Origin of the sequence: Serratia bockelmannii (genome assembly GCF_051803255.1) — a bacterium.
Lineage (GTDB): Bacteria > Pseudomonadota > Gammaproteobacteria > Enterobacterales > Enterobacteriaceae > Serratia > Serratia bockelmannii.
This window is the reverse complement of sequence record NZ_CP196512.1, coordinates 3,872,158-3,897,925: the sequence shown is the minus strand read 5'-3', so window position 1 is coordinate 3,897,925 and position 25,768 is coordinate 3,872,158. Positions and strand designations below refer to the sequence as shown.

Below are 25,768 nucleotides of genomic sequence, written 5' to 3'. Positions count from 1 at the left end.
GAACGCAGTGGCGGCCTGTGGCTGACTTTTATGATGAAAAAGCCCGCGCAAAGGCGGGCTGAGCGAGGGAGAAAGGGCGTTAACGCCCTTTTTTCTTGCGCCCTGGCTGGGTAAAGCGCTTGCGGCCGGCTGGCGCAGCGGCTTTGTCGGCGCCTTTCGGCCCGCCGGCGTTCGGTTTTTTCGCCGGGGCAGATTTGGCCGGGGCTTTCTTCGTCGGTTTAGCCTCGGACGAAGAGCCTTCAATCAGCTTGAACAGCTCAATCAGCTCGTCATCGGTCAGATCGCGCCACTCGCCCAGCGGCAACCCTTTCAGGCTGACGTTCATGATGCGCGTGCGTTCCAGCTTGGTGACCTCATAGCCGAAGTGTTCGCACATGCGGCGGATCTGGCGGTTCAGCCCCTGGACCAGCGTGATGCGGAACACGAACGGCGCCTCTTTCTTCACCTTGCACTTTTTGGTCACGGTGCCCAGCATCGGCACGCCGGCGCCCATGCCGCGAATAAACTCGTCGGTCACCGGCTTGTTGACCGTCACCAGATACTCTTTCTCATGATTGTTGCCGGCGCGCAGGATCTTGTTGACCAGGTCACCGTGGTTGGTCAGAAAGATCAGCCCCTGTGAATCCTTGTCCAAACGGCCGATCGGGAAGATGCGTTTGCTGTGGTTGACGAAGTCGGCGATGTTGTCGCGCTCGCCGTCTTCGGTGGTGGTGACGATGCCGACCGGTTTGTTCAGCGCGATCAGCACCAGATCTTCTTCATTGCGCGGTTCGATCAGCTGACCGTTAACCTTTACCACATCGCCGGCAAATACCTGAGCGCCCACGGTGGCGCGTTTACCGTTGATGAAAACGTTGCCCTGTTCGATGTATCGATCGGCGTCGCGGCGTGAGCAGATGCCACTCTCGCTAATGTATTTGTTCAAACGAATGGATGAGTTAGTCAGCATGGGTTCTCCGTAAAACGCGGACTATACATTACCCGCAGGGGATTGCGGAAGCTGTTCGATAATAGATGCAATAGCGCAAGGTGATGCAGGCCTTATTGAGATGCTTCATACCTTCACCACCCGGGTATTCAGCGGGGTGAGCGTTTGCCCGGCGCTGCCGATCGGCGTCAGGCGCGGGACGGGGCGGCCGCTGTCGCTTTCCACCAGCGTTGAGTGCGCTTCTCCCTCGGCGAACAGATGATCTTCCCCCCACTGGCGCAGGCCGACGATCACCGGAAACAGCGCGCGGCCTTTCTCGGTCAGCACATATTCCTGATAGGCGCTGCCGTCTGCGGCGGGCACGATCTCCAGCACGCCGTGCGTCACCAGCGCGCGCAGGCGGGTGGCAAGGATGTTCTTCGCCATCCCCAGCCCTTTTTGAAATTCGCTAAAGCGGGTGACGCCGTCGAAGGCGTCGCGCACGATCAGCAGCGACCACCAGTCGCCAATCACATCCAGCGTGCGCGCCACCGGGCACGGCGCGTCTTCCAGGCTTTTACGTTTCACGGCGGTTATCTCCAGCTGCACATTCTGGTTGCATTATAAAACCTCTGCGCCTAAAGTTCATTGGGTTTAATAATGAAACCAGATTGAGGTGTGTAATGAGCGACAAACTGCTGGATCCCCCCTGTGCGGTGCTAGGGCGCCTGCCGGCCACCCTGGTGCTGCTGCTGGCTGCCGCCAGCGCATTTAGCGTGGCCAACGTTTATTATGCGCAGCCGTTGCTGGACGCTATCGCCCGTGATTTTTCCATCAGCCTGGCGGCGGTCGGCATGGTGATCACCGTGACTCAGTTGGGCAGCGCGCTGGCGTTGCTGTTGGTGGTGCCGCTGGGGGATCGGCTGAACCGGCATCGGTTGCTGGCGGGGCAACAGCTGGGGCTGATCGGCGCGCTGCTATTGGTGGGCTGGGCGCACAGCGCGCCCTGGCTGCTGGTAGGGATGTTGCTGGTAGGCTTATTGGGCACCGCCATGACGCAGGGGCTGATCGCTTACGCCGCAGCCCTGGCGGCGCCGCAGGAGCGCGGGCGGGTGGTTGGTGCGGCGCAGGGCGGAGTGGTGCTGGGATTGCTGCTGGCGCGCACTCTGTCCGGCGTGCTGGCGGACGTTGGCGGTTGGCGCACGGTGTATTTCTTCTCTGCCGGAGTGACGCTGGTATTGCTGCCGATCCTGTCGCGGCTGCTGCCTGCGCCGCACACCGCTCCCAGCACGCTGAGTTATCCCGCGCTGCTGCGTTCGATGCTGAGCCTGTTGCTGCATGACCGCACGCTGCAAATTCGCGGCATGCTGGCGCTGCTGATGTTCGGCGCTTTCAGCCTCTTTTGGAGTTCGCTGGTGTTGCCGCTGAGCCAGGCGCCGTTCAACTTCAGCCATGCCGCGGTGGGGGCGTTCGGCCTGGTCGGCGCGGTGGGCGCGCTGGCGGCGGTGCGCGCCGGGCATCTGGCGGATCGCGGGCTGGGGCAGGTGGCCAGCGGCGCGTGTCTGCTGCTGTTGACACTGGCCTGGCTGCCGCTTGGTTTGCTCGGCAGCGGCCTGGTTTGGCTGGTGGCGGGCATCGTGCTGCTGGATCTGGCGGGTCAGGCGATCCACGTGCTAAACCAGAGCATGATCTTCAGCGCGCACCCGCAGTCGCACAGCAGGCTGGTGGGCTGCTATATGCTGTTTTACGCCGTCGGCAGCGGTCTGGGCGCCTTTGCCGGCACCCATATGTACGCCTGGGCGGGCTGGAGCGGCGTCTGCTGGCTGGGGGCAGGCGTCAACCTGAGCGCACTGCTATTTTGGCGGCTGACGCTGCGCGGCATGCCGGATGCGGCGGGTAAGGGCTAGCGGGCCGGCGAATGCATCAGGTAATAATCTTCTTCGCCGTCGTTACCGGTAGAGATGATGCGCCAACCGTGTTTGCGGTAGAACGCCAGCGCCTTTTCATTCTTCACCAGGCATTTCAGCGAGCCGGTGGCGGTGAAGGTGGCTTGCGCTGCCTGCAGTAGCGCACTGCCGACGCCGCGCGGCGGCTGATGGGGATCGACATACAGGTTATGAATGAAGTTGTCTTCGCGGTAGACGGAGACGAATCCCAGCAGCGTGCCGCCGTCTTCCGCCACCCAAATCGCTTCGCCCAGCGTCGCGCCGTCGAAATCTTCCAACTGATAGTTTGAGGTATCGCGCCAGCCGAACGCCGCCTTGCGCGACGCCAGGTACAGCGTGCGCAGGAAGGGGCGATCGGTCTCTTGGTAGGGTCTTATCTGCATGGCATCTCCCGGTGGTTTGTGCTCACTATAGCGCATTGCACCGGGCGTGCACGGCCACAAACGGAAAATGCTAGGCGTCGCCCCAGGCGGGCAGGCGATTGAGCCCGTCGCTCAACTCCTGAGCCAGGTGGCGCACGGTGTCGGCATGCAGGGCGGCCAGCGGTGGATGAAAGTCGGGCGTCCGCAGCGCTTGCGGCGCGCTGGCAAGCTGCGCCGCATACTCGGCGAGAACGCGCCCGCCCTGGCGTTGCACCTCGATCAGCGCCTGGCGTTCGTGCACGGACAGCGCCGCGCCGCCGCCTGCCAGATAGGTGTTGAGCTTTTCGCTGGTCAGCAACAGGCTGCGCGTCTGGTTAAAGATCAGTTGGATGTGCCGGGTGAAGCTTTCATGGTTATCATCTGCCAACTGCCAGGTAGGCTCCAGCGTCACCCGGGCCACCACCGCTTCGCAGCCCTCGATCTTTTGCCAGATGCCGATGGCGTTTGTGTTCTCGCCGCCGAGGAAGCGCGCCAGTTCCCGCAGCACGTTGGCAACCTGCTGCCGCAGCGACTCCCCTTCGTATTCCGGCCACAGCGTGGCGTGAATGAAAGTGGCGAACCCTACCCCCAGCACGATGCCGATCAGGCGATCGCGGATCTCGGTCAGCTCGGTGACCGGGCCAAAGCTTTCCAGCAGCGCCAGGGAAAAGGTGAACAGGATCTGTACCCCTGCATAGCTTATCTTCTCGGAGCCGGCGGCGATCCAGGCGGAGAGGGCGATCACCGGCAGCGTCAGCAGCAGTAAGCCGACGAGACTGTCGAGGTGAGGCATGATCCACACCACCGAGATCAGCGCCAGCAGGCTGCCGATCGCCGCGCCGCCGAGACGCAGCCGCGCCCGCCGCTGTGTGGCGCCAAGGCTGGGCTGGGCCACGATCAGGCAGCTCAGCATGATGGTATGAATGCCGGGCCAATCGACGGCGGTATAAAACACGTAGGCGACCAGCACGGTCAGCAGCGTTTTCAACGAAAACTGGATGTAAACCGGGTTGGTCAGGGCATCGGGGGTAAAGAAGGGCACTTTTGGCGGTGGCGCGGCCTGCAGGGCGTCGGCGTAGTCGCTGCGGTTGGTGTAGACCTGCAGGAGGCCGGCCATTTCATTGAGCGGCGCCGGCACCTGCGGATCGTCGCTGCCGGCGATCGCGACGGAAAATCGCAGCGCGCTGTCGTGGCTGATCGCGGTTTGCAGCGCGCGGCAGGCGGCGTCTATCTCTTGCGCCAATTGACGCGCGGCCGCGCCGAAAGCCGGCGGCAGCTGATAGGCCAGAATATTCAGCTGCAACACCAGGGTGATCAGCGCCAGATAACCGGGCTCGCTGGCGCGGCAGCGATCGCTGCGCATCACCGAAAAGCGCAGCAGCTTATGCAGCTCGGTGGCGTGCTGCGAGATGGCGCTCAGATCGCGCGTCTCGCCGCCGTTGGCCAACATAGCGCGGGTTTCGTCCAACACTGCGTTCATCCGGCCCTTTAGCTGCTTCAGCGGTTCGGCCGGCAGCAGCAGGGTATTGACGATCAGGGTGAGCAGGATGGCGTAATTGATCGCCACCCATACCCACAGCACCAGCCGTATCACCACTTCCGCCTGCGGAGTGAGATCGACAAAGCTTTGCGTGTAGATCACCACCAGCGCCATCAGGAAGAACAGTACCCCAACCTTGGTCACCCGCATCAGGAACACGCTGAGGAAAAACAGCGCGCTGGAGAGCAGGATGCGCAGCATCGGGTAGTCGTAGGTGAACTTCAGTACCAGGATAGCGGCGCCGATCGCCAGCGTGGAGCTGACGAAAAACAGGATGCCGATCGTGCGGGTGATAACGATATTGGACTGCGTGATAAAGAAGACAGCGATCAGCGACAGCGCCAGCCACGGCACCTGCAGCGTCTGCGAGATCACGATGGCGATCGCGCTGGAGAGCAGGGCACGGATCACCAGGTTGATGCGGCTGTCCGAAGGGCGCAGTTCGTCGATCAACGAGGACAGCCAGCCGCGAGACATCGTTTTATTCTTCATGGCGCAGGTTCAGCTTGGCCACCGCCGAAGCGCCCACGCGGAACAGCGCCGGGTTGGGGGCCTCGACCGCGATCTTGACCGGGAAGCGCTGCGACACGTGCACCCAGTTGATGTTGCGCGACACGTTGGGTAGCCCGCCCAGCACGGTGCCGCCGTCGTCGGGCTGCACGCCGTAGCTGATCGATTCCACCTTGCCGCTGAAGGTCTGGCCGGCGTCGCTCATTAAATACAGCGTGGCCGGCACGCCGGGATGCACGCCTTTCAGGTCGGTTTCGCGGAAGTTGGCGACCACGTACCAGTGGCGGGTGTCAATCAGCGTGAACACCGGTTTGGCGCTGGAGGCATATTGGCCGACGGTGGTTTTCAGGGAGGCGATGCGGCCGTCGAACGGCGCTCTCACCTCGGTGAACTCCAGGTTCAGGTTGGCGATGGCGATGTCGGCCTGCACTTCGGCGCGCTGTGCGACCAGGGCTTCGACGCCGCTGACGGCGGCTTCCGCCTGTTTCGCCTGCAGCAATGCGGCCTGCAATTCCGCCTGCGCCGAGCGCTGGGAGGTGCGGGCGGTTTCCACTTCTTCCGCCGAAACGTAGTTCTTGCCGAGCAGCTTTTGCCGGCGGTTAAGGGTGTCGGTCGCCTGCGCCACCAGCGCCTGTGAGCGTTTGATGATGGCGTTCATCGATTCGGCGTTGTACTGCTGTGCGTTGACCGAACGCTGCGTCAGCTTGATCTGTTCATTCAGCGTGATCAGGCGCGCTTCGCTGGCCGCCAGCGCGTCCTGGTAAGGGCGCGGATCGATGCGGAACAGCAGATCGCCTTGCCGCACTTCCTGGTTGTCGCGGATCGGCATCTCGACGATGCGACCGTTCACCTCCGGCACCACGTCGATGGTGTCGGCATAGGCGTAGGCATCGTCGGTACTGGGGGCGTTTTCCACCCGCCAGACGACGACGGCGGCCACGATGAATGTCAACGCCAGGATGGTAAGCACCAGCAGTCTGCGCCGGTTTGGGGTGTGTGGTTGGGTCATGGCGTCAGTCTCAGTGGGGGAAAACCAGTAACCAGATCAGCATGGCGATCAGCGCGGTCAGCGCCGGATACGTCAGCAGCTGCGGCGCCAGCCAGGCGCGTTTTTCCGGGGTGCGCAGCAGCAGGTGGATCGCCACCATACCCGCCACGCCGCCGCACAGGCAAAACAGCCAGTCGGGGAACGAAGCGCCGAACACCACTATCGACGGTGCCGGCGAGCACCCGGTGAGCAACAGCGCGGTCAGGCAGGTGATGAGCAGTTTTTTGTCGGGCATAGGGCATTCTCTGACGATTGGCTTGGGCGACGGGCCGAATGAAATGACTCTTTTTCAGTGAGTGAGGTCACTGTTTGTCTTCCCCACGCTTGCGTCAGGGTAAACTAGAATAAATACTCTACTCTAAACTAGAGGGGTTAATCTAGTTTTTTGTGTCGCCCTGCCTTCGTAGCGGCAAATGGGTATAATGCGTTGATGACAGCGGGCAGAAACGAATATGCAAATCGACGAAAACATCACCGGGCGAGAGCCACAGCAGGAAAGAGGGCGGCAACGCGTACAAACCATTCTGGATTCGGCGGCGGCGATCGTGGCGCAGGACGGCCTGGCGGCGCTCAGCATGCAGCGGCTCGCCAAGCACGCCAAAACCTCCATCGGTTCGATGTATCACTTTTTTCCCGATCGCCACGCGGTGATCAAGGCGCTGGCAGATCGGCATACCGAGTCGATTGAGGCGCTGGTGCGCGACATGGCGTTGGCCAGTGACGATGAGTGGCGGCGCCTCTCCGCTGAAGCGGTGATCCAGCGGCTGTTTTCACCCTATGCGCAGTACCTGCGTGAGCATGCCGACTACCTGCCGGTGATGCGGGAAATGAACCTGCCGGATGAAAAGTCCAGCTTCCTGACGCTGATCGCCAGCGTGTTGCAGCTGCGCCGCCCCGAGACCGCCGAAGCGGAGATCCTGCAGCAAACCCGGCTGTTGCAAAGCCTGGTGGCCGGTACGCTGCACCATATCTTCAAGACGGCGCCGCAGAGCGTGGCGTTCACGCTGGCGGAGCTGCCCGGCGTGCTGAGCCTGTATCTGGCGGGAAAAGAGGGAAACATCGCTTAGGCGCGAGTCAATTTATTCGCTTGTTTGTCCGCGCCGCCGCTGGCATGATCCCCTGCAGGGATTAACGCAACGTTGATCACAACCTATTGATTTTCATGACTCGGGGTGCCCTTCTACGTGAAGGCTGAGAAATACCCGTATTACCTGATCTGGATAATGCCAGCGTAGGGAAGTCACGGCCGCCCAGCCGGCGCCGCCTTCTTGAACGCCGGTTGGGAGGAATATGATCGCTCGACCTGATGCACTACCCGGCGCGCGCGCCGCGGCCTGTCTGACCCAATTCCAACAGCGCCCTCCGCTGATCCACTGCCTGACTAACGAAGTGGTGCAATCGCTGACCGCCAACGTGTTGCTGGCGCTCGGCGCTTCCCCGGCGATGGTGGTGGAGCCGCAAGAGGCGGCGCAGTTCAGCGCGCTGGCCGACGGCCTGCTGATCAACGTCGGCACCCTCAACGCGCTGCGTGCCGAATCGATGCGGGCGGCGGTGGCCGCCGCCAATCGGGCCGGCAAGCCCTGGACGCTGGATCCGGTGGCGGTCGGTGCGCTCTCCTACCGCACCGCCTTCGCCAAACAGCTGCTGGACGAGAAACCGGCGGCGATACGCGGCAACGCTTCGGAAATCATGGCGCTCAGTGGGTTGCTGGCCAGCGGCCGCGGCGTGGACAGCGGCGACGATTCCTTGGCGGCATTGCCCGCCGCGCGTGAGCTGGCGCGGCGCAGCGGCGCGGTGGTGGCGGTCACCGGCGCGGTGGATTACGTCACCGACGGCCAGCGCGATTGGGCGATCGAAGGCGGTTCCCCGCTGATGACGCGGGTGGTGGGCACCGGCTGCGCGCTGTCGGCGGTGGCGGCGGCGTTTTGCGCCCTGCCGGGCGATCGCCTGGATAACGTGGCGACCGCCTGCCGAGTGATGTCCCACTGCGGCGGCCTCGCGGCCAGGCAGGCCGCCGGGCCGGGCAGCTTTACGCCGGCGTTCCTCGACGCGCTGTATCAACTGCGCGGGGAGGATCTGTGATGAAACGCATTAACGCGCTGACCATCGCCGGCACCGATCCCAGCGGCGGCGCCGGCATTCAGGCCGATTTGAAAGCTTTCTCGGCGCTCGGCGCTTACGGCACCTCGGTGATCACCGCGCTGGTGGCGCAGAATACCCGCGGCGTGCAGTCGGTGTATTACATCGATCCGGCGTTCGTCGCCGCGCAGCTGGACTCGGTATTCAGCGACGTGCGCATCGACAGCGTCAAGATCGGCATGCTGGCCAACGCTGACATCGTGCAGGCGGTGGCCGAACGGCTGCGCCATTACCGGCCGGAATTCGTGGTGCTGGACACCGTGATGCTGGCGAAAAGCGGCGATCCGTTGCTGGCGCCGGAGGCGGTAGCGTCTATTCGGCGCGAGCTGTTGCCGCTGGTGTCGATCATTACGCCGAACCTGCCAGAAGCGGCGGCGCTGCTGGCGTGCGCGCCGGCGGAAGATGAAGCGCAGATGCGTGAGCAGGGACGGGCGCTGCTGGCGATGGGCTGCCGAGCGGTGCTGATGAAGGGCGGCCACCTGAGCGAAAGTGAGAGCCCGGACTGGCTGTTTACCGCAGAAGGCGAGCAGCGCTTTACCGCGCCGCGCGTCGCCACCCGCCACACCCACGGCACCGGTTGCACGCTCTCGGCCGCGCTGGCGGCGCTGCGCCCGCGCCATGCCGACTGGGCGGCCACGGTGGCCGCCGCCAAGGACTACCTGCAACACGCGCTGCAACAGGCGGACACCCTGGAAGTGGGGCACGGCATCGGGCCGGTGCATCATTTTCACGCCTGGTGGTGAGTCAACTTTTTGCCGCAACCGTGGTCTGACTAGTTCAGGCCCGGTTTGACGGGCGAAACCTGATTTAACCTAGGGAGAAGGACTATGACGGGACACCAGGCGCTGCGTTGCGCCCTCTTCGGCGCACTGCTCAGCTTCAGCGCGGGCAGCTTTGCCCAGCAGATCGTCACCACGTCGGATTTAATTCAGCAGCCGGGGTATCAGGCCAGCTGGCAAAACATGGTGAAAGGCCAGGCGCGGATGCCGGGCTGGGCGCGCAAGGGCGTCGGCACCTCTACGCCGGCGCAGAACCTGAGCTGGAAGGGCAAAGAGTATCTGGTCGGCAACCTGTGCAAGCCGCACGACTGCGGCAACAACTTTTTGATCGTGGCGTTCAGCGCGGATAAATCTCAGGCCTGGGGCGTGCGGGTCGCGGTGGAAGATCGGCCGGAAGCCGTCGATCATCCGAAGAAGTATGCCAAGTACCAGTGGCTCGGCAAGCCGGATGACGACATGAAGGCGCTGCTGAAGCAGCAGTTCGAGAACAATCCCGACTGGAAATAATCTGACCGGGGGCGCCGGTGATGGCGCCCCCGGCGTTGATCAGCCGATGCCGGCCTGATGCAGATCGTGCAGGTTGAGCGCCCCCACCAGCACGCCGTCCATATCGACCACCGGGGCCGCGCTGATGTGCTGTTCGTGCAGCGCTTCCAGCGCCTCGCCGGCGCGCCACTGCTCCGGCAGCCGATAGCCGGGGCGGGTGATCGCCGGGCTGAGCGGATCCTGCAGGCTGTTGCCCTTCACCAGCCAGCGGCGCAGGTCGCCGTCGGTAAATACGCCCACCACCCGCTGCTGCGCGTCGCAGACCGCCACCAACCCGAGCCCGGTGCGGCTCAGTTCCAGCATCGCTTCCATCACGTTGGCGCTTTCGCTCACGCGCGGCAGGCGATCGCCGGTGCGCATCAGGTGATGCACGCGGTTCAGCAGGCGCGCGCCCAGACTGCCGCCCGGGTGCGAGCGGGCGAAGTCTTCCGCGTTGAAACCGCGCTGGCGCATCAGCGCCATCGCCAGGGCATCGCCCATCATCAGGGTGTTGACCGCGCTGGAGGTGGGCGCCAGCCCCATTGGGCAGGCTTCTCGCTCGACGCCGATATCCAACACGCAGGCCGCGGCCTGCGCCAGCGGCGACTCTTTGCCGCCGGTAACGGCGATCACCGGAATACCGTTCTCCGCCAGCAGCGGCAGGATCAGGTCCAGCTCTTTGGCGCGGCCGGAGTAGGAGATGAACACCACCACGTCGTCGGCGCCGATCATGCCGAGATCGCCGTGCAGCGCCTCCGCCGGGTGCACGAAGAACGACGGCGTGCCGGTGCTGGCCAGCGACGCGGCGATCTTCTTGCCGATATGGCCGGACTTGCCGATGCCGGAAATCACCGCTTTGCCACGGCAGTTCAGCAGCAGTTCGCAGGCGCAGACAAAGTTGTCGTCCAGGCGCGCCAGCAGGCGCTGCGCTTCGGTCAGCTCGATCTCCAGCGTTTCGCGGGCGAAGGCGAGCAGGGCGTTGGCGTTACTCATCGGGGTCTCCTACCAGAAGGATATTGATGCCTTTCGCCTGCAGGGCGGCGAGGTAATCGGGGTTGATGTCTCGGTCGGTGATCAGCGTGTCGACGGCGCTGAGTTCGCACACCACGTTCGGGCTCTTACGGCCGAATTTCGAGGAGTCTACCAACAGAATAATGCGGCCGGCGGCTTCGCACATCGCTTTGCTGACGTTATGCACTTCGTTGAAGGTGGTGACGCCGGCGTTGAGATCGACGCCGTCCGCGCCGATAAACAGCTTGTCGAAGCTGAACTGCTGGAACGCCGATTCGGCCAGGCTGCCGTGGAACGAGGCCGATTTTTTGCGGTAGGTGCCGCCGGGCATCAGGATGGTCTGATCGTTGTCCAGCTCCACCAGCGCGTTGACGATGGTCAGGCTGTTGGTCATCACCGTGATGTTATTGAACTGCGCCAGGTGCGGCACCATCTGCAGCACCGTGCTGCCGGCGTCGAAGATCAGCGAGTCGCCGTCGGCGATCAGCGCCACGGCGGCGCTGGCGATGTGGCGCTTTTTCTCGGTATTGATATGGGTTTTGCGGTCGATCGGCTGATCGCCGTCGTCGCGGCTGAGCACCACGCCGCCGTAGGTGCGGATCACCTCGCCTTCGTCTTCCAGCAGGGTGAGATCCTTGCGGATGGTGGTGCCGGTGGTGGAGAAATGCTCGGCCAGGGCGTCCACTGCCGTTTTGCCATGCCGCTGCAGATATTCAAGGATAGCGGCCTGCCGCTGCTTTGGTTTCATCGCGATTCCCGTTCACAAGAGTGGGGCATTTCCCCTCGCTGAATAATTCACTATGAAAGGTAATGCCTTTTAATATGAAAATATCACGATTTGGGTTCAATCGCTAACGATAGTGCAGACTGGCATGCGCGATCCTCGGGGAAGATCACATCCGGGCGCAAATCCCGCTGATGCAAACCGTGTAATCGAGGCAGCGGGCGGGGCTGGGCGAAAACGGTCAGGCCGCGTAGCAACAGGCTGCCGCACACCCGCCGATCGGCATCGAAGGCCAGCGCCAGCACCACCCGCGGGCGGAAACGGCCGCCGGAACGGCCGACGCCGACGGCGCCCAGTTGGCACAGGCCGTCGAAGGCGCGGTTGAAGCGCTGCAGTTGCCACCAGCCGAAGGCGATTTGCAGCAGCCAGGCCAGCAGTGCGAAGGCGATCAGAGCTTGTGTCATGGGGTTCTCCTTAGGCCCCCTTCCGCGGGAGGGGGCGTCGGTGGCGTCAGAACATTACCTGGCCGCCGGTGATGTTGATCGACTGGCCGGTGCAGTAAGAGGCCTTCTCGCTGGCGTAGAACAGCAGGATGTTCAGCACGTCCTGATAGTCGCAACCGCGTTTCAGCGGCACCTTGTCGATGTAGTACTGCTCCACCTGGTCCGGTGCGATGCCCAGTTTTTGCGCGTATTGCGGCAGCAGCGACTGGAACATCGGCGACTTCAGCAGGTTGCCGAGCATCAGCGAATGCACGGTGATGCCGTACTCCGCCAGATCGAGCGCCAGCGACTGCGTCAGCCCCACGCCGCCGAACTTGGCGGCGCTGTAGCCGGAGTTGTGCTTGCTGCCGACCTTGCCGGACTTGGAGTTGATCTGAATGATGCGCCCGGCGATGCCGTCGCGGATCATCAGGCGCGAGAACTCGCGGGCGCAGAGGAAATAGCCCACCAGGTTCACCTGCAGCGAGCGGTCGAAGTCGCCCAGCGGGAAGTCGGTGATCGGCGCCGCCTTGGCGATGCCGGCGCTGTACACCAGCAGGTTGGTTTGGCCAAATTCCCGGTCAACCGCCGCTGCCAACGCGATCACGCTCTGCTCGTCGGTGGCGTCGGCCTGAAAACCGCAGGCGCTGCCTGCGCCAAACGCTTCGTTGATCTGCTGTGCCACCCGATTGGCATTGTCGGCGTTCAGATCGGCCACCGCCACCCGATAACCGGCCTGCGCCAGCCCGTGGGACAAAAAGGCGCCTAACGTTTGGCCGCCGCCAATCACTACAGCTACTTCAGACATGGTCTACTCCTTATGCGATAAATGACAGCGTGCTGCCCAACGGGATATCGGTCGGCGTCGGGCCGGATACGTGGACCGATCCGGGGAATTCGGCTTCGGCTTCGCCGTCGAAGCGCACGGTGATGTGGCCCAGTTCGCGCAGATTCTGCGTGGCGACGCTGCCGACGGCGGTGATGGCGTAGCGCTGCTGCGCCAGCTCCATCACGCCGCCGACCTGCAGCTCGCCGGCGGTCGCACCGTGGCGGTGGATGAAGCAGAACTCTTCGATATCCGCCGGCGCGCCTTCACGGAAAGTGATCAGCATGTTGTCCAGCAACGCGTCGCGGGCGCAACCGCCGATCTGTGTGATGGTGGTATGAAAAATGGTGTGCATAAATGTCTCCCTAGGGATCAACTTATTGATAAATGAAGGCCGAGGCGGCCCAGGCGATCAACACCGTCGGCGCGCCGGTCAGGAAGCGGCCGACCAGCACTGAAGGCACGCCGACTCGCACGGTGTCCTGCTTGGCTTCCGCCAGCGACAGGCCGACCGGAATGAAGTCGCAGGCGGCCTGCGCGTTGATGGCGAACAGTGCGGGCAGCGCCAGCTGCGGCGGAATATGGCCGAGGCCGATCTGCACCCCGACCAGCACGCCGATCACCTGGGCGATGACCGCGCCGGGGCCGAGGAACGGCGACAGCAGCGGGAATGAGCAGATCAGCGCCAGCGTTACCAGGCCGATCGGGCTATTGGCCAGCGGCGTCAGGCCGTGAGCGATAAAGTCCCCGAGGCCGGAGGCCATGATGATGCCGATCAAGGCCGAGACGAACGCCATAAACGGCAGGATGGTCTTCAGCACGGTGTCGATGGTGTCGCGCCCGGCCTGGAAGAACACCGCCACCACCGATCCCATGCCCATGCCGACCTTCGCCAACAGCCCGTCGCTTTGCTCGGTGATTTTCTTGCTGGTGTCGTAGTCGCGCGCCTTGGGCGGCGCTGCAACGGCGGCGGCGGGTGGGTTCTCCGTCGCGTCGATTCGGCTGATGTTGTGGTCACGCACGCCGGAGACATAGATGTCTTCGAGGATAAACTGCGCCAGCGGGCCGGACTGGCCGGTGGCGTGGATGTTGACTGTCGGAATGCGGCGTTTCGGGTACAGGCCGCAGCGCAGGGTGCCGCCGCAGTCTATCACCGCCACGCCGATCTCTTCCGCCGGCGGCTCGCCCTCTTTGAAGCCGTCGACGGCCGGCCAGCCGGTCAATTCGCTGAGGCGATCGACGATGGAAGGTCGGGTGCCGGCGGTGATGTACACTACTTTTTTACCGGGTTCGATCGGCAATTCCAGGGGGCCGCCCCAGCCGCTGGCGCCTTTTTCAATACGGATATAAGCACTCATGCTGCACTCCACGAATTAAAGTTGCACCTGGCGATCCAGACGGATGCCCATCTTGCGTTCAAACAGGCTGGTGGTCAGATCGGTGACCCAGCCGCGGAAGAAGTTGGTGAACAGTCCCACCAGGAAATAGCTCACCGCCAGCGGGCCGAGCGGCAGACCGAGGGTGGTCAGGCCGCTGGCGATGCCGAGATAAACGAACAGTTCGCCGGGGTTGATGTGCGGAAACAGGCCGTTCATCGAGTGGCAGCTGTAGGAGGCCGCCGCGTAGTAGCTCGGCTTGTATTTCTCCGGCATGAAGCGCCCCAGGCTGAGGGTCATCGGGTTGCAGAAGACAAAGGTGCCAATTAGCGGCAGCAGCAGATAACGCGAAACGGGGTTGCCCGCGCAGCGCTGCGCCAATCGTTCGATACGTTCCTGGCCAACAAATTTGATCAGCGCGTTCATGATAACCAACAGGCTGATCAACAAAGGTAAAATGCCGGTCACCATGCCGACAAACACTTCACCGCCTTTCTGAAACAGGCCGATAAACCACTCGGCGCCGTGGGTGATTAGCTCAATCATTATGTTCTCCTGTAATGGACTGATATGGCCTGGAGCGAACGGCGGCTCTGTCGCCATGGGCCTTACAGTAGTCACTTTGGTGGGCTATTTGTTTTAAATAGATCACAATTTGAAAGATAAATATTTTATTTTGAAAGTTTAAGGTGAAAGAAAGAGAAGGTTGACGGCGTCGGGTTTAGGGGGACGGGCACAAAAAAGCCCGGCGAACCGGGCTTTGGGTAGGGTGATATACGGAAATCGCCGTTGTTAGCTTGTTTCTGTTACTGTTCGAGAATCTTTTGTATTGTCTGTACGGAAGCACCGTTTCTTTCGGCCGTTTGGGCCAGCTCTTGCTTTTGTTTGTCTTTTTCAGCGATTGCCATATCTTTGGCGGCGGCTATCGCGGCCAGGAAAATTTCTTTTTCCGTAGCGGTGAGCGGGCCTTGTAGCCTGGCTTCGCAGACGCGATACAACGTATCACGGATAAAATTTACCGTGGTGGTGCGCCGAGCCAGATCGACTACGGCGGTGCTGAACCCTGCATCTCCACTGACTTTTTGAATTTGTTCCGTGCTCATTTCAGCTTTCAGCGCGGCAATAACGGACTGCGCGACATCAGGTGGGGGAGCCACGCAGTACTTGATATTTGAGTCTGCGGGAATATAAATGGCGCTGCTTCTTGTTGAGTCATAGTCAAACCAATACGTTTCTCCCGGTTTCAACTCATGCTTAGAGGCCGGAGATTTAAATAGCGCGCAAGACGATAGCGAAAGGATGAGCAGGGAGATGATGACAATATTGACTTTCATGATAGCACCACCATAAAAGTGTGGATTAATTAGCGTAAAATTTAGTCAAAAGTCCATAAATAACAATGAACTATAATAATTATTAATGCGCTAACTTTTTGTGTTTTTGGAAAAGGTGGGAAATTTGAAATTTGATAAGGTTAACTTTCAATCTTTAATGATTTATGTCGTTCTCTTTCGCATATTTGGAATAAAAAAAGCCCAAGGATAGTAAATAAAAACTAATTCTTATTTTTGCTTATAAAATACATTCGGTTGCATTATTTCCTTGTCAAGACCTCCCTCGATGCACAAAAAAGCCCGGCGAACCGGGCTTTGGGACAGGCGGTCTGTCACATCAGGCGATGGTGACCTTCTTGTCCAGGTAGGCGTCTTGCACGGCGTTGATCAGCGCCACGCCGTCTTTCATCGATTTCTTGAAGGCTTTACGCCCCAGGATCAGGCCCATGCCGCCGGCGCGTTTGTTGATCACCGCGGTGCGCACCGATTCCTGCAGATCGTTCTCACCGGCGGCGCCGCCGGAGTTGATCAGCCCGGCGCGGCCCATGTAGCAGTTGGCCAGCTGGTAGCGCACCAGATCGATCGGGTGATCGGTGGTCAGCTTGGTGTAGACGCGGTCGTCGGTATAGCCGAATTTCACCGCGCGGTAGCCGCCGTTGTTTTCCGCCATTTTCTGTTTGACGATGTCGGCGCCGATGGTGGCGGCGATGTGGTTGGCCTGCCCGGTCAGATCGGCGCTGGAGTGGTAGTCCACGCCGTCTTTGTTGAACGCCGGATTACGCAGATAGGCCCACAGCACGGTGACCATGCCCAGCTCATGCGCGCGCTCGAAGGCGATCGAGATCTCTTCGATCTGGCGGCGCGACTGCTCGGAGCCGAAGTAAATGGTGGCGCCGACCGCCACCGCCCCCATGTTGAACGCCTGCTCGACGCTGGCGTACAGGGTCTGGTCGTACTGGGTCGGGTAGCTCAGCGTTTCGTTGTGGTTGAGTTTGACCAGGAACGGGATCTTGTGCGCGTAGCGGCGCGATACCGACGCCAGCACGCCGTAGGTGGAGGCGACGCAGTTACAGCCAGCTTCAATCGCCAGCTCGACGATGTTCTTCGGATCGAAATACAGCGGGTTGGCGGCGAACGAGGCGGCGGCGGAGTGCTCGATACCCTGATCGACCGGCAGGATAGACAAGTAGCCGGTGCCGGCCAGGCGGCCGTGGTTGAACAGGGTTTGCATCGAACGTAGCACGCTGTTGGGGCGGTTGTTATCGATCATTACGCGGTCGACGAAGTCGGCGCCCGGCAGGTAGAGATTCTCGGCGGGGATAGTGGTACAGCGGTGTTGCAGCAGATCTTCCGCTTCCTTTCCTAGCAACTGCACAATATCAGTCATGATTCACTCCCGATTAAGCTTCTTCATACACCGGCAATGCAAGGGTTTTTGACCACCGGCGCAGTAAAAAAGCGGTGATTGAAGCTGTAAAGCGATGCTACCGAACTTGATCCGGCAAGGACAAACAATAGATGCGATTGAGAGGAAATGCCATTGGCGTGGCCAAATACGCGGGGGCGATCGCCCCCGGCGCGCTAAGCGATTGATTATTCGATCTCGAACCACTCGGTGTTCTGCAGGGCGATCGGGGTGATGGAGTAGATCATCTCCTGCAGGTGATCGTGGATGGCGCGCTCCGCCGCCTCGGCATCGCGCGCTTTCAGCGCCTCGTAGATGCGGTAGTGCTGCTTGATCAGGCTCTCCGGCGGCGAGACTTCGCTCAGGCTGAGGAAACGCACCCGATCCATAGTGGCCTTGATGGTTTCGATGGTCTCCCACGCCAGCGGGCAGTCGGCAAACTGGGTCAGCAGTTGGTGGAATTCGTCGTCCAGCGCCAAAAACTCGCGCGTTTGCCCGTTCTGCGCGGCCAGCGCCTGGCGGTGCAGATTATGCTCCAGCGTCATCAGCTGCGCCGGGGTGGCGCGCTCGGCCGCGCGGCGCACGATGGCGCATTCCACCGCCTGACGGATAAAGCGCCCGTCGGCCACGCGCTTGGCGGAAATCTTCATCACGAAGGTGCCGCGCTGCGGCAGGATCTGCACCAGGCCGGCCTCCGCCAGCTTGATGAAGGCTTCGCGCACCGGCTGGCGCGAAACGCAAAAGCGGGTAGAAATCTCTTTCTCGGACAGCAGGGTGCCGGGGGGAATGGTGCAGTCGACGATATCCTTGCGCAGGAAGCGATAGATCTGTTGGTTGACCGGGACGTTGTTGGTGAGACTGTACGTTTCAGACATGGCGACAATCAGGCATCTGGCTGGAATTCGAATGCCACCATACTAGCAGATTATTGGTTAAGGGCGGGGGGATAAATCCACCCGCCGAGCAGGGTAACTCAGTGATGCCAATCCTGATATTCCTGCTTGCGCCGCGCTGGCGCAGTTTCCGGCATCAGGCTCAGGCCGATGGCCGACACCACGCCCAGCACCATCATGTACCCCGCCAGCCCGTAGTAGTGGCCGCCGGTCACCTGCAGGATCTTCACCGCCAACAGCCCGAGAATGCCGCTGCCGATCAGCGAGCCGATCTGCCAGATCAGCGCGATGCCGCTGCAGCGCACGCGGGTGGGGAACAGCTCCGGGAAGTAGGAGGCCTGCGGCGCGTAGCACATGCTGTGGCCGAAGGTCAGCACCACGATCATGGCGATCTGCGTCACCCAGAAGCTATCGAGGTTGATCGCCATAAAGAACGGCACGATGCACACCACCTGCAGCAGCGCGCCGGCGATGTAAACCGGTTTGCGCCCCAGCCGATCGGAGAGGCGGCCCATCAGCGGAATGGCGAAAATCTCCAGCAGCACCGCCACGATCATCGCCTCCAGCAGAATAGTCTCGTTGAGGTGGTTGGCTTTGCCGTAGGCCAGTACGATCACCGTGAACATGGCGAAGGCGCAGGCTTCGATCAGCTTGGCACATACCCCTTTGCCGATAAGGCCGGGATAGCGGCGGGCCACTTCCACCACCGGCCGGCTCTCCACCGCTTTGGTGGCGCGGATCTGGGTAAACACCGGCGATTCGTCGATCCTCAGGCGAATAAACAGCCCGACCAGCACCAGCAGCAGGCTGAGCAGGAACGGAATGCGCCAGCCCCAGTCCAGCATCTGCGCCGGCGACAGCACGGCGGTCAGCAGCGCGAACAGCCCGGACGGCAGCAGGAAACCGGCGGGCGCGCCGATCTGCACCCAACTGGCGTAGAAGCCACGCCGGGGCGGCGGCGCATATTCGGCGGTCATCAGCACCGCGCCTGCCTGTTCGCCGCCGACGCCGAAGCCCTGCAGCACGCGGATAAAGATCAGCGCGAGCGGCGCCCAGATGCCGATCTGCTCATAGGTGGGCAGCAGGCCGATGCAGAAGGTGCCGAGGCCGACGATCAGGATGGTGATCACCAGCGCCTTCTTGCGGCCGACCTTGTCGCCGATATGGCCGAACACGATGCCGCCCAGCGGGCGCGCCAGGAAACCGACCGCGTAGGTGGCGAAGGCCGCCAGCGTGCTGATCAGCGGATCGGCGCTGGGGAAAAACAGCTGGCCGAAGAACAGCACCGCGGCGGTGCCGTAAGCGAAGAAATCATAATATTCGGCGGCGGTGCCGATGGCCGAAGCGCTGGCGACGCGCCGCAGCAGCGGTTGATTGCCGGTATTGACGGCGTTATGCGTGGTGACGGTCATCGGAAACCTCCCGGGCGGTAAGCGGCAGAGCGGCGACGGTGGCTTTGGCCCCCAGACTCAGCAGTTGATGATAAGCGTGGCTGACGGCGCGGACGAAGTCAGGCGAATCGGGCAGATCGTGGCCGAAGACGCTGTCGAGCTGCAGCAGCGCCAGGACGCGGGGCCGGCCTTCCTCACTGCCGGCGACCAACGCGGCGAGGCACTCGCGCAGCGGATCGCTGATATCGATCGGCCCGCCTTGTTCATCGCGGCCGCCGACGTAGCGCATCCAGCCGGCGACGCCCAGCGCCAGGCAGTCGAAGCGGCTGCCACGCGCCAGATGCCAGCGGATCGCGTCCAACAGCCGCTGCGGCAGCTTCTGCGTGCCGTCCATGGCGATCTGCGCGGTGCGGTGTTTCAGCGCGCGGTTGCGGTAACGCTGCAGCAGCGAGTCGGCATACTGCGCCAAATCGACGTTCGGCACCTGCAGGGTCGGCGCCTGTTCCGCCAGCATCAGGTGACGGGCGGCGCGGACAAAATCCGCATCCTGCATACAGTCGCCGACGTGCTGATAACCGGCCAGGTAGCCGAGGTAGGCGAGGAAGGAATGGCTGCCGTTCAGCATGCGCAGCTTCATCTCCTCGTACGGCAGCACGTCGCTCACCAGTTCGGCGCCGGCCTTTTCCCAGGCCGGGCGCCCCTGAGGAAATCGGTCCTCAATGACCCACTGGCTGAACGGCTCGCAGGCCACGCCGACGTCATCCTCGACGCCGCCCAGCCAGGTGCGCAACTGCCGGCGGGCCTCCGGCGTTACCGCCGGCACGATGCGATCCACCATGGTGGAAGGGAAGGCGACCTCTTGACGCACCCAGTCGGCCAACGCCGGATCCTGCCGCTGCGCCAGTTCGACCAGCACCTGGCGAGTGACCCGGCCGTTAGCCGGCATGTTATCGCAGGACATCACGGCGAACGGCGGCAGCCCGCGTTCACGGCGCAGGCGCAGTGCCGCCAGCAGCAGCCCCGGCGCCGACTGCGGCCGTGCCGGGTGGGCGATATCGTGCGCGATCGCCGGGTGTTCCTCCATCAGCCGACCGCTGGCGGGGTGGTAGCAATAGCCCTTTTCGCTGATGGTCAGCGAGACGATGGCGATCTCAGGCTGTGTCAGGGCCGCCAGCACCGCCGCCAGCCCGTCGGTTTGCAAGTGCAGCGCCTGGCGAACCACGCCGATGACCCGGCCCCGCCAGCCGTCGTCGTCCATCTCCGCCACCGAGAACAGCAGGTCCTGTTGCCGTAGGTCGGCGATCTTTTGCTGGCCGTGCTGCATGCTGATTTCGCAGTAACCCCAGTCACTGCCGTGCTCGCTGGCCAGCCTGTCGGCGTACATCGCCTGGTGCGCGCGGTGAAACGCGCCGAAGCCGATATGCGCCATGCGCGGTTTCACGCGCTCACGTGCGTAGCCGGGCCGGATAACGGCGGCCGGCAGCGCGCTGTGGTCGGAAAGTCTCATGTTCAATGTCCCTGGAGAGGTAAGCAAAGGGGCGAAGCCGCCCCGTCTGGCGTTAGGGTTTTAAGATTTGCACGCCCGCCGTTGCGCGCGGCGCCTTGATCACCAGCAGCACCAGCAGCGCGCCCAGCGCGGCGACGCCGCCCGCCAGCATAAAGGCGCTGTCGAATTTGCCGGTGTTCTGCACGATGTAGCCGGTGACGATGGGCCCGATGATGCCGGAGACGCTGCCGATCAAATGAATGAACCCGCTGGCGCCGCCGACCCGGGATTTATGCACCACGTCCTGGATAATCGCCCAGTAGAGAGCGCCGGTAATGTAGAGGAAGAAGATCGACACCGACATCAGCATCACCGCCGGCACCACGCTGCTGACGGTGCCCGCCAACGCCACGCACACCGCCGCCGCCAGCAGGCTGGTGACCAGCACGATCTTGCGCGACAGCAGCAATTTGCCGGTGATGTTGAAGATCTTGTCGGAAATATAGCCCCCGAGCGCCAGCCCGACGAAGCCGACGATCCACGGGATCATCGTGGTCAGGCTCATCTCTTTGATGTTCAGGTTGTGCGCCTGCACCAGATACGAGGGGAACCAGCTCAGGAAGAAGAACAGGATGTAGTTGTAGCAGAAGAAGGCGAAGGCGGTGACCAGAATGATCGGCTGCTTCAGGTAGTAACCCAGCCCGTGAGCGGCGTCGCTCAGCACGCTTTCCTCGCCGAGATTTTCCTGTTTCAACTGTGCGATCAGCGCCCGTTCTTCGTTGCTGACGCGTTGGCTTTTCGCCGGGTTATCCGCCACCACGAAGAACCACACCAGCATCCAGACGATGCCGATGGCGCAGATGATCATAAACGCCGGCCGCCAGCCGAACGCCAGCGCCAGATAGCCGACGATCGGCCCGGCCACCGCGCCGCCCAACGGTGAACCGGCGCTGAGCAGGCCCATAGCGGTCGCCGCCTGTTTCTTCGGGAACCAGCCGTTGATCATCTTGTTGGCCGAGGCGCAGATCGGCCCTTCGGCCATGCCGAACAGGACGCGCAGGATCAGCATTGAGTAAAAGCCGGTGGCGATCGCCGTCATGCCGCAGAAGATGGACCACAGGCCGACCGCCACGCCCAGCACCAGCGTCGGGCCGAAGCGGTCGACCGCCAGCCCGCCGACGAAGTTGAAGATGGCGTAGCCGAAGAAGAAGCTGCCGAAGATCAGGCCGAACTGTTCGGCGTTCAGCATCAGATCCTGTTCGATCATCGGCACGGTGATCGACAGCGCCACGCGATCGAGGTAGTTGATCATGTAGACCATGAACAGCAGGAACACGATGGTCCAACGCAGGTTTTTAAACATAAAGCACTCCACTGGGTGTCGTTTTAATCGTGATGCTTCGTTGTTTGCACGGGCGGCGGGTGCCGCCCCATGCCCCGATGCTGCCGTGACGTTACTCGAACTGCAGCAGTACCTTGCAGCAGGTGCGCTGATCCCGCTCGAACATCTGCATTGCCCGTTCGACGTCGCCGGCGGGCACGCAGTGGGTGAGTAGCCGCTGCGGGTCTAGCTTGCCGTCCGCCATCCAGGCGATCACCTGCGGGAAGCGCGCGCTGTTCAGGCGCGAGGAGAAGATCGACAGCTCCTTGCTGGTGATGCTCTGCTGGGTCAGGGTGCAGGCGTCGCCGGAAAAGCCCATGATGCCGATGCGCGCCGCCGGCGAAGCCAGCGCGATCGCCTCCGGCAAAATGGCGGGGTGGCAGGCGGCATCGACGATCAGCGTCGGCTGAATGCCGCGCTGCTGCAGCGCCTGCGGCAATGCGGCCTCGGCGTTGTTGAATACTTCGTCGGCACCGTTGGCGCGTGCCATGTCCAGCCGTTCGGCGATGCGATCGACGACCCACACCTGCTTGACGCCGTACACGCCTTTCAGCGTCTGGATCACCGTGAGCCCCATCGGCCCGGCGCCGTAGATCAGCGCGATGTCGTCGGGGCGTGGTTGCAGATGGGCGGTAATGTTGGCGGCGATAGTGAAGGGTTCGATCATCGCGGCGTGGCGATCGCTGATGGCGGCCGGAACCGGATAGGCGTTGCGTGCCGGCACGCAGGCGTAGTCGCTGAAGCCGCCGTCGCGGTGCACGCCGATCACCTGCAGCGAGGTGCAGACGTTGGGGCGGCCGACCGAACAGGGATAGCAGTGGCCGCAGCTCACCACCGGGTCTACCGAGACGCGTTCGCCGAGGCGCGCCGGATCGACGCCTTCGCCCAGCGCATCGATCAGGCCGAAGAACTCGTGGCCGATCACCCGCGGGTAGCGGGCGAACGGGTTATGGCCGTGATAGATATGGACGTCGGAGCCGCAGATGCCGGCGAATTTCACCTTGACCCGCACCTCGCCGGCCGCCGGCTGTGGCAGCGCGCGCGTCTGCAGAGCCAGGCGCCCGGGCTGTTCGATCACGACGCTGCGCATGGTGTTTACCAGTTCCATAAGGTGCCATCCTCCAGACGCGCGACCGGCAGGTAGGCCGGTTCATAGGGGTAACGGGCCGCCAGCTTCTCATCGAACTCGATGCCGATACCCGGCTTGTCGCCCGGATGCATATAGCCGTCGTCGAACGTCCAGCTGTGCGGGAACACCTCGAGCATTTGCTCGGAATAGCCCATGTATTCCTGCACGCCGAAGTTTGGCACCCACAGATCGAAGTGCAGCGCCGCCGCCATGCAGATCGGCGACAGATCGGAAGGGCCGTGAGAACCGGTGCGCACCTGATACAGCGAGGCGAAGTCGGCGATGCGCCGCATGCCGGTAATGCCGCCCGCGTGCGTCAGGGTGGTGCGGATGTAGTCGATCAGCTGTTCTTCGATCAGCTGTTTGCAGTCCCAGATGCTGTTGAACACCTCGCCGACGGCGATCGGCGTGACGGTATGCTGGCGGATCAGGCGGAAACAGGCCTGATTTTCCGCCGGCGTCGGATCCTCCATCCAGAACAGGCGATACGGCTCGGCGCTTTTACCAAAGCGCGCCGCTTCAATTGGCGTCAGGCGGTGGTGCATGTCGTGCAGCAGGTGCTCGTTGAAGCCGAACCTGTTGCGCACCGCGTCGAACAGTTTGGGGGTGAAATCGAGGTATTTTTCCGTCGACCACAGCTGCTCTTCCGGCCAGTCACCCTTGGTGGCCGGCTCATAGGCCTGGCCTTTGCCCTTGGCCATGCCGTAGGTGGTTTTCATGCCGGGCACGCCGCATTGAACGCGGATCGCCTTGAAGCCTTGTTCTTTATGTTTGGCGTAGTCGTCGAGCACCTCGTCGATCGAGTGGCCGGTGGTATGGCAATACACCATCACTCCCGAACGTGAGGCGCCGCCCAACAGCTGATACAGCGGCATGTTGGCGGCCTTGGCCTTGATGTCCCACAGCGCCATGTCGACGGCGGAAATGGCCGACATGGTCACCGGGCCGCGCCGCCAGTAAGCGCCTTTGTAGAAGAATTGCCAGAGGTCTTCGATCCGCTGCGCGTCGCGGCCGATCAACTGCGGGCAGAGGTGATCTTTCAGGTAAGAGGCCACCGGCAATTCGCGCCCGTTCAGCGTGGCGTCACCGAGGCCGATGATGCCGTCATCGGTGGTGATTTTCAGCGTGACAAAGTTGCGCCCCGGGCAGGTGACGAACACCTCGGCGTTGACGATTTTCATAACCTTCACATCCTGTAGCTGCGGAGAGATAGCGCGAAAATACGTCATGAACTAACTACCATACAAGTATGAATTGATGAATTTGCCGGAGAGGATCACATTTGATCGCGAGTGGAAGCGGATGAACGGAGGGGAAGAAGTGGGGCGCAGCGGCTGCGCCCGACAAGGTCAGCCCAGCAGGGCGCAGTTAGGCGGCAGGCGGCATTCGATGGCCTGCGGCAACACTTCGATGCGGAAATGGCGGCCTTTGAGCGGTTCGCCGTCGAGGTTGAAGGTCATCTCATGCGGCGCGTCGATCTCGAGCCACGGCAGCGCCGCGCTGAGGATGCTGTTGCTCTCTTCGTCGTTGAACAGGGCGGCGACCAGTGCCGGCAGCAGTTCATCGGCGATCAGCAGGCGCAGCTGCAGCAGGCCGTCGTTGATCAGCGCGCTGGGGCACAGTTCCTGGCCGCCGCCGGCCTGCTTGCCGTTGCCGATGCCGATCACCAATGCTTCGCCGGCCCAGCGGAAGTCCGGCCCGCGGATTTCACAGCGGTCGGCCTGCAGCGTATCCATGCGCAGCAAGCCGTGCACGAAGTAGGACACGCCGCCCAAGGCCGCCTTCAACTTCTCCGGTGTCTCGGTGGTGATGCGGGTGCCGAAGCCGCCGGTGGCCATGTTGATGAAGTAGCGCTCGCCGTTGACCTTCGCCAGATCGATCGGCACCGAGCGGCCCTTGATCGCCAGCTGCAGCGCCAGTTCGGGGGATGGGGGGATATTGCACGCCATGGCGAAGTCGTTGGCGGTGCCGAGCGGCAGAATGCCCAGCGCCGGCCGGTTATGCGCCGGCAGCTGCACCAGCGCGGCGGCCACTTCGTTGATGGTGCCGTCACCGCCGCCGGCGACGACGGTGCCGACGCCGAGTTGTGCAGCTTCCGCGACGTAGCGCGCGGCGTCGCCGTGCTCCCAGGTCACGCGCACGTACAGCGTGATTTGCTCTTCGCGCAGCCGTGTGACCGCCTGACGCAGTTCTTCGTTGCCGGCGCCCTTGCCGTTGAGAATAAGCAGGGCGGCTGCATGTGAGTGTTGAGGCATTACCGATCTCCTCCGGCGGAAAACCAAGAATGCCTCAAGATAAACCAGCCTACGCCGCCAAGCCATCAGAATATTCAGCTAATTCCGGTTATTTCCTATTGTGCCGTGAATATGAAGACGATGCGAATTTATCTGAATTTAACCTGACAATAAGCGGAATTTTAATGGCGGCAGGATTAATCGCTATAGCGTTATTTATATATCGATGTGGCGTTATTATTTTTATTAAAATGGATAACGGGAAAACGTAATGAAAAATAGGCGCACCGGCGGCAATGGC

28 protein-coding genes and 1 riboswitch are annotated in these 25,768 nt (G+C 62.3%); of the genes, 6 read left to right on the top strand and 22 right to left on the bottom strand.

What is annotated here, in order from left to right; genetic code table 11:
* Positions 1–79: 79 nt before the first annotated feature.
* Together rluF and ACSJLU_RS18595 are read right to left on the bottom strand one after the other, a co-directional pair.
* The gene (gene rluF, locus ACSJLU_RS18600; protein ID WP_025303889.1) at positions 80–949 is read right to left on the bottom strand and encodes a 23S rRNA pseudouridine(2604) synthase RluF; all 870 of its coding nucleotides are present in this window, start codon (positions 947–949) and stop codon (positions 80–82) included.
* A gap of 105 nt (positions 950–1,054) precedes the next feature.
* Positions 1,055–1,495: a winged helix-turn-helix transcriptional regulator gene (locus ACSJLU_RS18595; RefSeq protein ID WP_025303888.1), complete on the bottom strand. Its 441-nt coding sequence runs from the start codon at positions 1,493–1,495 to the stop codon at positions 1,055–1,057.
* 95 nt (positions 1,496–1,590) lie between these two features.
* Here ACSJLU_RS18595 and ACSJLU_RS18590 point away from each other — a divergent pair, with 95 nt between their 5' ends.
* On the top strand, positions 1,591–2,814 hold the full coding sequence (locus ACSJLU_RS18590; RefSeq protein WP_380826085.1) for an MFS transporter: 1,224 nt from the start codon (positions 1,591–1,593) through the stop codon (positions 2,812–2,814).
* Here ACSJLU_RS18590 and ACSJLU_RS18585 read toward each other — a convergent pair.
* The 4 genes from ACSJLU_RS18585 to ACSJLU_RS18570 all read right to left on the bottom strand — a co-directional run bounded on the left by ACSJLU_RS18585 (position 2,811) and on the right by ACSJLU_RS18570 (position 6,587).
* Entirely contained in the window at positions 2,811–3,236 is a 426-nt protein-coding gene (locus ACSJLU_RS18585; RefSeq protein WP_099816852.1) for a GNAT family N-acetyltransferase, read from the bottom strand. The genes ACSJLU_RS18590 and ACSJLU_RS18585 overlap by 4 nt on opposite strands.
* Before the next feature lie 70 nt (positions 3,237–3,306).
* Positions 3,307–5,286, bottom strand: a complete 1,980-nt coding sequence (locus ACSJLU_RS18580) for an FUSC family protein (protein WP_439041017.1) — start codon at positions 5,284–5,286, stop codon at positions 3,307–3,309.
* Positions 5,276–6,313 carry a multidrug transporter subunit MdtN gene (gene mdtN, locus ACSJLU_RS18575; RefSeq protein WP_346421431.1) on the bottom strand — a complete coding sequence of 346 codons (1,038 nt, stop codon included), beginning with the start codon at positions 6,311–6,313 and terminating at the stop codon, positions 5,276–5,278. The genes ACSJLU_RS18580 and mdtN overlap by 11 nt, the downstream gene beginning before the upstream one ends.
* A 10-nt stretch (positions 6,314–6,323) precedes the next feature.
* Entirely contained in the window at positions 6,324–6,587 is a 264-nt protein-coding gene (locus tag ACSJLU_RS18570) for a YtcA family lipoprotein (RefSeq protein WP_025303884.1), read from the bottom strand.
* A gap of 217 nt (positions 6,588–6,804) precedes the next feature.
* On the opposite strand from ACSJLU_RS18570, the gene ACSJLU_RS18565 reads away from it, so the two are divergent.
* The 4 genes from ACSJLU_RS18565 to ACSJLU_RS18550 all read left to right on the top strand — a co-directional run bounded on the left by ACSJLU_RS18565 (position 6,805) and on the right by ACSJLU_RS18550 (position 9,777).
* Positions 6,805–7,419 carry a TetR/AcrR family transcriptional regulator gene (locus ACSJLU_RS18565; RefSeq protein WP_025303883.1) on the top strand — a complete coding sequence of 205 codons (615 nt, stop codon included), beginning with the start codon at positions 6,805–6,807 and terminating at the stop codon, positions 7,417–7,419.
* 91 nt (positions 7,420–7,510) lie between these two features.
* Positions 7,511–7,607, top strand: a riboswitch (TPP riboswitch).
* 35 nt (positions 7,608–7,642) lie between these two features.
* Positions 7,643–8,434, top strand: a complete 792-nt coding sequence (gene thiM / locus ACSJLU_RS18560; protein ID WP_025303882.1) for a hydroxyethylthiazole kinase — start codon at positions 7,643–7,645, stop codon at positions 8,432–8,434.
* The gene (gene thiD, locus ACSJLU_RS18555) at positions 8,434–9,234 is read left to right on the top strand and encodes a bifunctional hydroxymethylpyrimidine kinase/phosphomethylpyrimidine kinase (RefSeq protein WP_025303881.1); all 801 of its coding nucleotides are present in this window, start codon (positions 8,434–8,436) and stop codon (positions 9,232–9,234) included. Before thiM ends, thiD begins: the two co-directional genes overlap by 1 nt.
* A gap of 84 nt (positions 9,235–9,318) precedes the next feature.
* Positions 9,319–9,777 (top strand): inhibitor of vertebrate lysozyme family protein, encoded by a 459-nt coding sequence (locus ACSJLU_RS18550; protein WP_033648850.1) that lies wholly within the window; start codon positions 9,319–9,321, stop codon positions 9,775–9,777.
* Positions 9,778–9,816: 39 nt separating this feature from the next.
* Here the strand turns inward: ACSJLU_RS18550 and gutQ are convergent, their stop codons facing one another.
* From gutQ to yegS, 16 genes are all read right to left on the bottom strand, one after another.
* Positions 9,817–10,788, bottom strand: a complete 972-nt coding sequence (gene gutQ / locus ACSJLU_RS18545) for an arabinose-5-phosphate isomerase GutQ (RefSeq protein ID WP_016926691.1) — start codon at positions 10,786–10,788, stop codon at positions 9,817–9,819.
* Positions 10,781–11,554, bottom strand: a complete 774-nt coding sequence (srlR, locus tag ACSJLU_RS18540) for a glucitol operon DNA-binding transcriptional repressor SrlR (protein WP_025303878.1) — start codon at positions 11,552–11,554, stop codon at positions 10,781–10,783. Before srlR ends, gutQ begins: the two co-directional genes overlap by 8 nt.
* Before the next feature lie 83 nt (positions 11,555–11,637).
* The gene (gene gutM / locus ACSJLU_RS18535; protein WP_043138008.1) at positions 11,638–11,994 is read right to left on the bottom strand and encodes a transcriptional regulator GutM; all 357 of its coding nucleotides are present in this window, start codon (positions 11,992–11,994) and stop codon (positions 11,638–11,640) included.
* A 46-nt stretch (positions 11,995–12,040) separates the two neighbouring features.
* On the bottom strand, positions 12,041–12,820 hold the full coding sequence (gene srlD, locus ACSJLU_RS18530; protein ID WP_197759285.1) for a sorbitol-6-phosphate dehydrogenase: 780 nt from the start codon (positions 12,818–12,820) through the stop codon (positions 12,041–12,043).
* A gap of 10 nt (positions 12,821–12,830) precedes the next feature.
* Entirely contained in the window at positions 12,831–13,193 is a 363-nt protein-coding gene (gene srlB, locus ACSJLU_RS18525; protein WP_380826074.1) for a PTS glucitol/sorbitol transporter subunit IIA, read from the bottom strand.
* A gap of 22 nt (positions 13,194–13,215) precedes the next feature.
* Entirely contained in the window at positions 13,216–14,196 is a 981-nt protein-coding gene (srlE, locus tag ACSJLU_RS18520) for a PTS glucitol/sorbitol transporter subunit IIB (RefSeq protein WP_016926695.1), read from the bottom strand.
* Positions 14,197–14,211: 15 nt separating this feature from the next.
* On the bottom strand, positions 14,212–14,760 hold the full coding sequence (gene srlA, locus ACSJLU_RS18515) for a PTS glucitol/sorbitol transporter subunit IIC (RefSeq protein ID WP_004941528.1): 549 nt from the start codon (positions 14,758–14,760) through the stop codon (positions 14,212–14,214).
* A 260-nt stretch (positions 14,761–15,020) separates the two neighbouring features.
* Positions 15,021–15,548: a hypothetical protein gene (locus tag ACSJLU_RS18510; protein ID WP_025303874.1), complete on the bottom strand. Its 528-nt coding sequence runs from the start codon at positions 15,546–15,548 to the stop codon at positions 15,021–15,023.
* Between the two features lie 337 nt (positions 15,549–15,885).
* Positions 15,886–16,935 (bottom strand): class I fructose-bisphosphate aldolase, encoded by a 1,050-nt coding sequence (gene fbaB / locus ACSJLU_RS18505; protein ID WP_033644067.1) that lies wholly within the window; start codon positions 16,933–16,935, stop codon positions 15,886–15,888.
* Positions 16,936–17,141: 206 nt separating this feature from the next.
* Positions 17,142–17,828: a GntR family transcriptional regulator gene (locus ACSJLU_RS18500; RefSeq protein ID WP_025303872.1), complete on the bottom strand. Its 687-nt coding sequence runs from the start codon at positions 17,826–17,828 to the stop codon at positions 17,142–17,144.
* Between the two features lie 98 nt (positions 17,829–17,926).
* On the bottom strand, positions 17,927–19,258 hold the full coding sequence (locus ACSJLU_RS18495) for an MFS transporter (RefSeq protein ID WP_049204863.1): 1,332 nt from the start codon (positions 19,256–19,258) through the stop codon (positions 17,927–17,929).
* Positions 19,239–20,744, bottom strand: a complete 1,506-nt coding sequence (locus ACSJLU_RS18490; protein WP_380826070.1) for a mannitol dehydrogenase family protein — start codon at positions 20,742–20,744, stop codon at positions 19,239–19,241. The genes ACSJLU_RS18495 and ACSJLU_RS18490 overlap by 20 nt, the downstream gene beginning before the upstream one ends.
* A gap of 52 nt (positions 20,745–20,796) precedes the next feature.
* Entirely contained in the window at positions 20,797–22,086 is a 1,290-nt protein-coding gene (locus ACSJLU_RS18485) for an MFS transporter (protein WP_380826068.1), read from the bottom strand.
* A gap of 91 nt (positions 22,087–22,177) precedes the next feature.
* The gene (locus tag ACSJLU_RS18480) at positions 22,178–23,194 is read right to left on the bottom strand and encodes a Zn-dependent oxidoreductase (RefSeq protein WP_161800876.1); all 1,017 of its coding nucleotides are present in this window, start codon (positions 23,192–23,194) and stop codon (positions 22,178–22,180) included.
* A 5-nt stretch (positions 23,195–23,199) separates the two neighbouring features.
* Positions 23,200–24,414 carry a D-mannonate dehydratase ManD gene (manD, locus tag ACSJLU_RS18475; RefSeq protein ID WP_025303867.1) on the bottom strand — a complete coding sequence of 405 codons (1,215 nt, stop codon included), beginning with the start codon at positions 24,412–24,414 and terminating at the stop codon, positions 23,200–23,202.
* Positions 24,415–24,582: 168 nt separating this feature from the next.
* On the bottom strand, positions 24,583–25,488 hold the full coding sequence (gene yegS / locus ACSJLU_RS18470; protein ID WP_043137977.1) for a lipid kinase YegS: 906 nt from the start codon (positions 25,486–25,488) through the stop codon (positions 24,583–24,585).
* A 29-nt stretch (positions 25,489–25,517) separates the two neighbouring features.
* On the opposite strand from yegS, the gene ACSJLU_RS18465 reads away from it, so the two are divergent.
* Positions 25,518–25,739, top strand: a complete 222-nt coding sequence (locus ACSJLU_RS18465; RefSeq protein ID WP_141998673.1) for a hypothetical protein — start codon at positions 25,518–25,520, stop codon at positions 25,737–25,739.
* The last annotated feature ends 29 nt before the right edge of the window (positions 25,740–25,768 follow it).

Bases quoted from the DNA above. Each gene is read 5' to 3' on its own strand.
- srlR (WP_025303878.1), bottom strand. From the start codon at position 11,554: ATGAAACCAAAGCAGCGGCAGGCCGCTATCCTTGAATATCTGCAGCGG.
- ACSJLU_RS18565 (WP_025303883.1), top strand. From the start codon at position 6,805: ATGCAAATCGACGAAAACATCACCGGGCGAGAGCCACAGCAGGAAAGA.
- ACSJLU_RS18495 (WP_049204863.1), bottom strand. From the start codon at position 19,258: ATGACCGTCACCACGCATAACGCCGTCAATACCGGCAATCAACCGCTG.
- ACSJLU_RS18550 (WP_033648850.1), top strand. From the start codon at position 9,319: ATGACGGGACACCAGGCGCTGCGTTGCGCCCTCTTCGGCGCACTGCTC.
- ACSJLU_RS18485 (WP_380826068.1), bottom strand. From the start codon at position 22,086: ATGTTTAAAAACCTGCGTTGGACCATCGTGTTCCTGCTGTTCATGGTC.
- ACSJLU_RS18570 (WP_025303884.1), bottom strand. From the start codon at position 6,587: ATGCCCGACAAAAAACTGCTCATCACCTGCCTGACCGCGCTGTTGCTC.
- ACSJLU_RS18510 (WP_025303874.1), bottom strand. From the start codon at position 15,548: ATGAAAGTCAATATTGTCATCATCTCCCTGCTCATCCTTTCGCTATCG.
- mdtN (WP_346421431.1), bottom strand. From the start codon at position 6,313: ATGACCCAACCACACACCCCAAACCGGCGCAGACTGCTGGTGCTTACC.
- srlB (WP_380826074.1), bottom strand. From the start codon at position 13,193: ATGCACACCATTTTTCATACCACCATCACACAGATCGGCGGTTGCGCC.
- gutQ (WP_016926691.1), bottom strand. From the start codon at position 10,788: ATGAGTAACGCCAACGCCCTGCTCGCCTTCGCCCGCGAAACGCTGGAG.
- ACSJLU_RS18490 (WP_380826070.1), bottom strand. From the start codon at position 20,744: ATGAGACTTTCCGACCACAGCGCGCTGCCGGCCGCCGTTATCCGGCCC.
- ACSJLU_RS18465 (WP_141998673.1), top strand. From the start codon at position 25,518: ATGCCTCAAGATAAACCAGCCTACGCCGCCAAGCCATCAGAATATTCA.
- srlA (WP_004941528.1), bottom strand. From the start codon at position 14,760: ATGATTGAGCTAATCACCCACGGCGCCGAGTGGTTTATCGGCCTGTTT.
- srlE (WP_016926695.1), bottom strand. From the start codon at position 14,196: ATGAGTGCTTATATCCGTATTGAAAAAGGCGCCAGCGGCTGGGGCGGC.
- ACSJLU_RS18480 (WP_161800876.1), bottom strand. From the start codon at position 23,194: ATGCGCAGCGTCGTGATCGAACAGCCCGGGCGCCTGGCTCTGCAGACG.
- ACSJLU_RS18500 (WP_025303872.1), bottom strand. From the start codon at position 17,828: ATGTCTGAAACGTACAGTCTCACCAACAACGTCCCGGTCAACCAACAG.
- fbaB (WP_033644067.1), bottom strand. From the start codon at position 16,935: ATGACTGATATTGTGCAGTTGCTAGGAAAGGAAGCGGAAGATCTGCTG.
- gutM (WP_043138008.1), bottom strand. From the start codon at position 11,994: ATGACACAAGCTCTGATCGCCTTCGCACTGCTGGCCTGGCTGCTGCAA.
- thiM (WP_025303882.1), top strand. From the start codon at position 7,643: ATGATCGCTCGACCTGATGCACTACCCGGCGCGCGCGCCGCGGCCTGT.
- thiD (WP_025303881.1), top strand. From the start codon at position 8,434: ATGAAACGCATTAACGCGCTGACCATCGCCGGCACCGATCCCAGCGGC.
- ACSJLU_RS18580 (WP_439041017.1), bottom strand. From the start codon at position 5,286: ATGAAGAATAAAACGATGTCTCGCGGCTGGCTGTCCTCGTTGATCGAC.
- ACSJLU_RS18585 (WP_099816852.1), bottom strand. From the start codon at position 3,236: ATGCAGATAAGACCCTACCAAGAGACCGATCGCCCCTTCCTGCGCACG.
- ACSJLU_RS18590 (WP_380826085.1), top strand. From the start codon at position 1,591: ATGAGCGACAAACTGCTGGATCCCCCCTGTGCGGTGCTAGGGCGCCTG.
- rluF (WP_025303889.1), bottom strand. From the start codon at position 949: ATGCTGACTAACTCATCCATTCGTTTGAACAAATACATTAGCGAGAGT.
- yegS (WP_043137977.1), bottom strand. From the start codon at position 25,488: ATGCCTCAACACTCACATGCAGCCGCCCTGCTTATTCTCAACGGCAAG.
- manD (WP_025303867.1), bottom strand. From the start codon at position 24,414: ATGAAAATCGTCAACGCCGAGGTGTTCGTCACCTGCCCGGGGCGCAAC.
- srlD (WP_197759285.1), bottom strand. From the start codon at position 12,820: ATGTCTGAAGTAGCTGTAGTGATTGGCGGCGGCCAAACGTTAGGCGCC.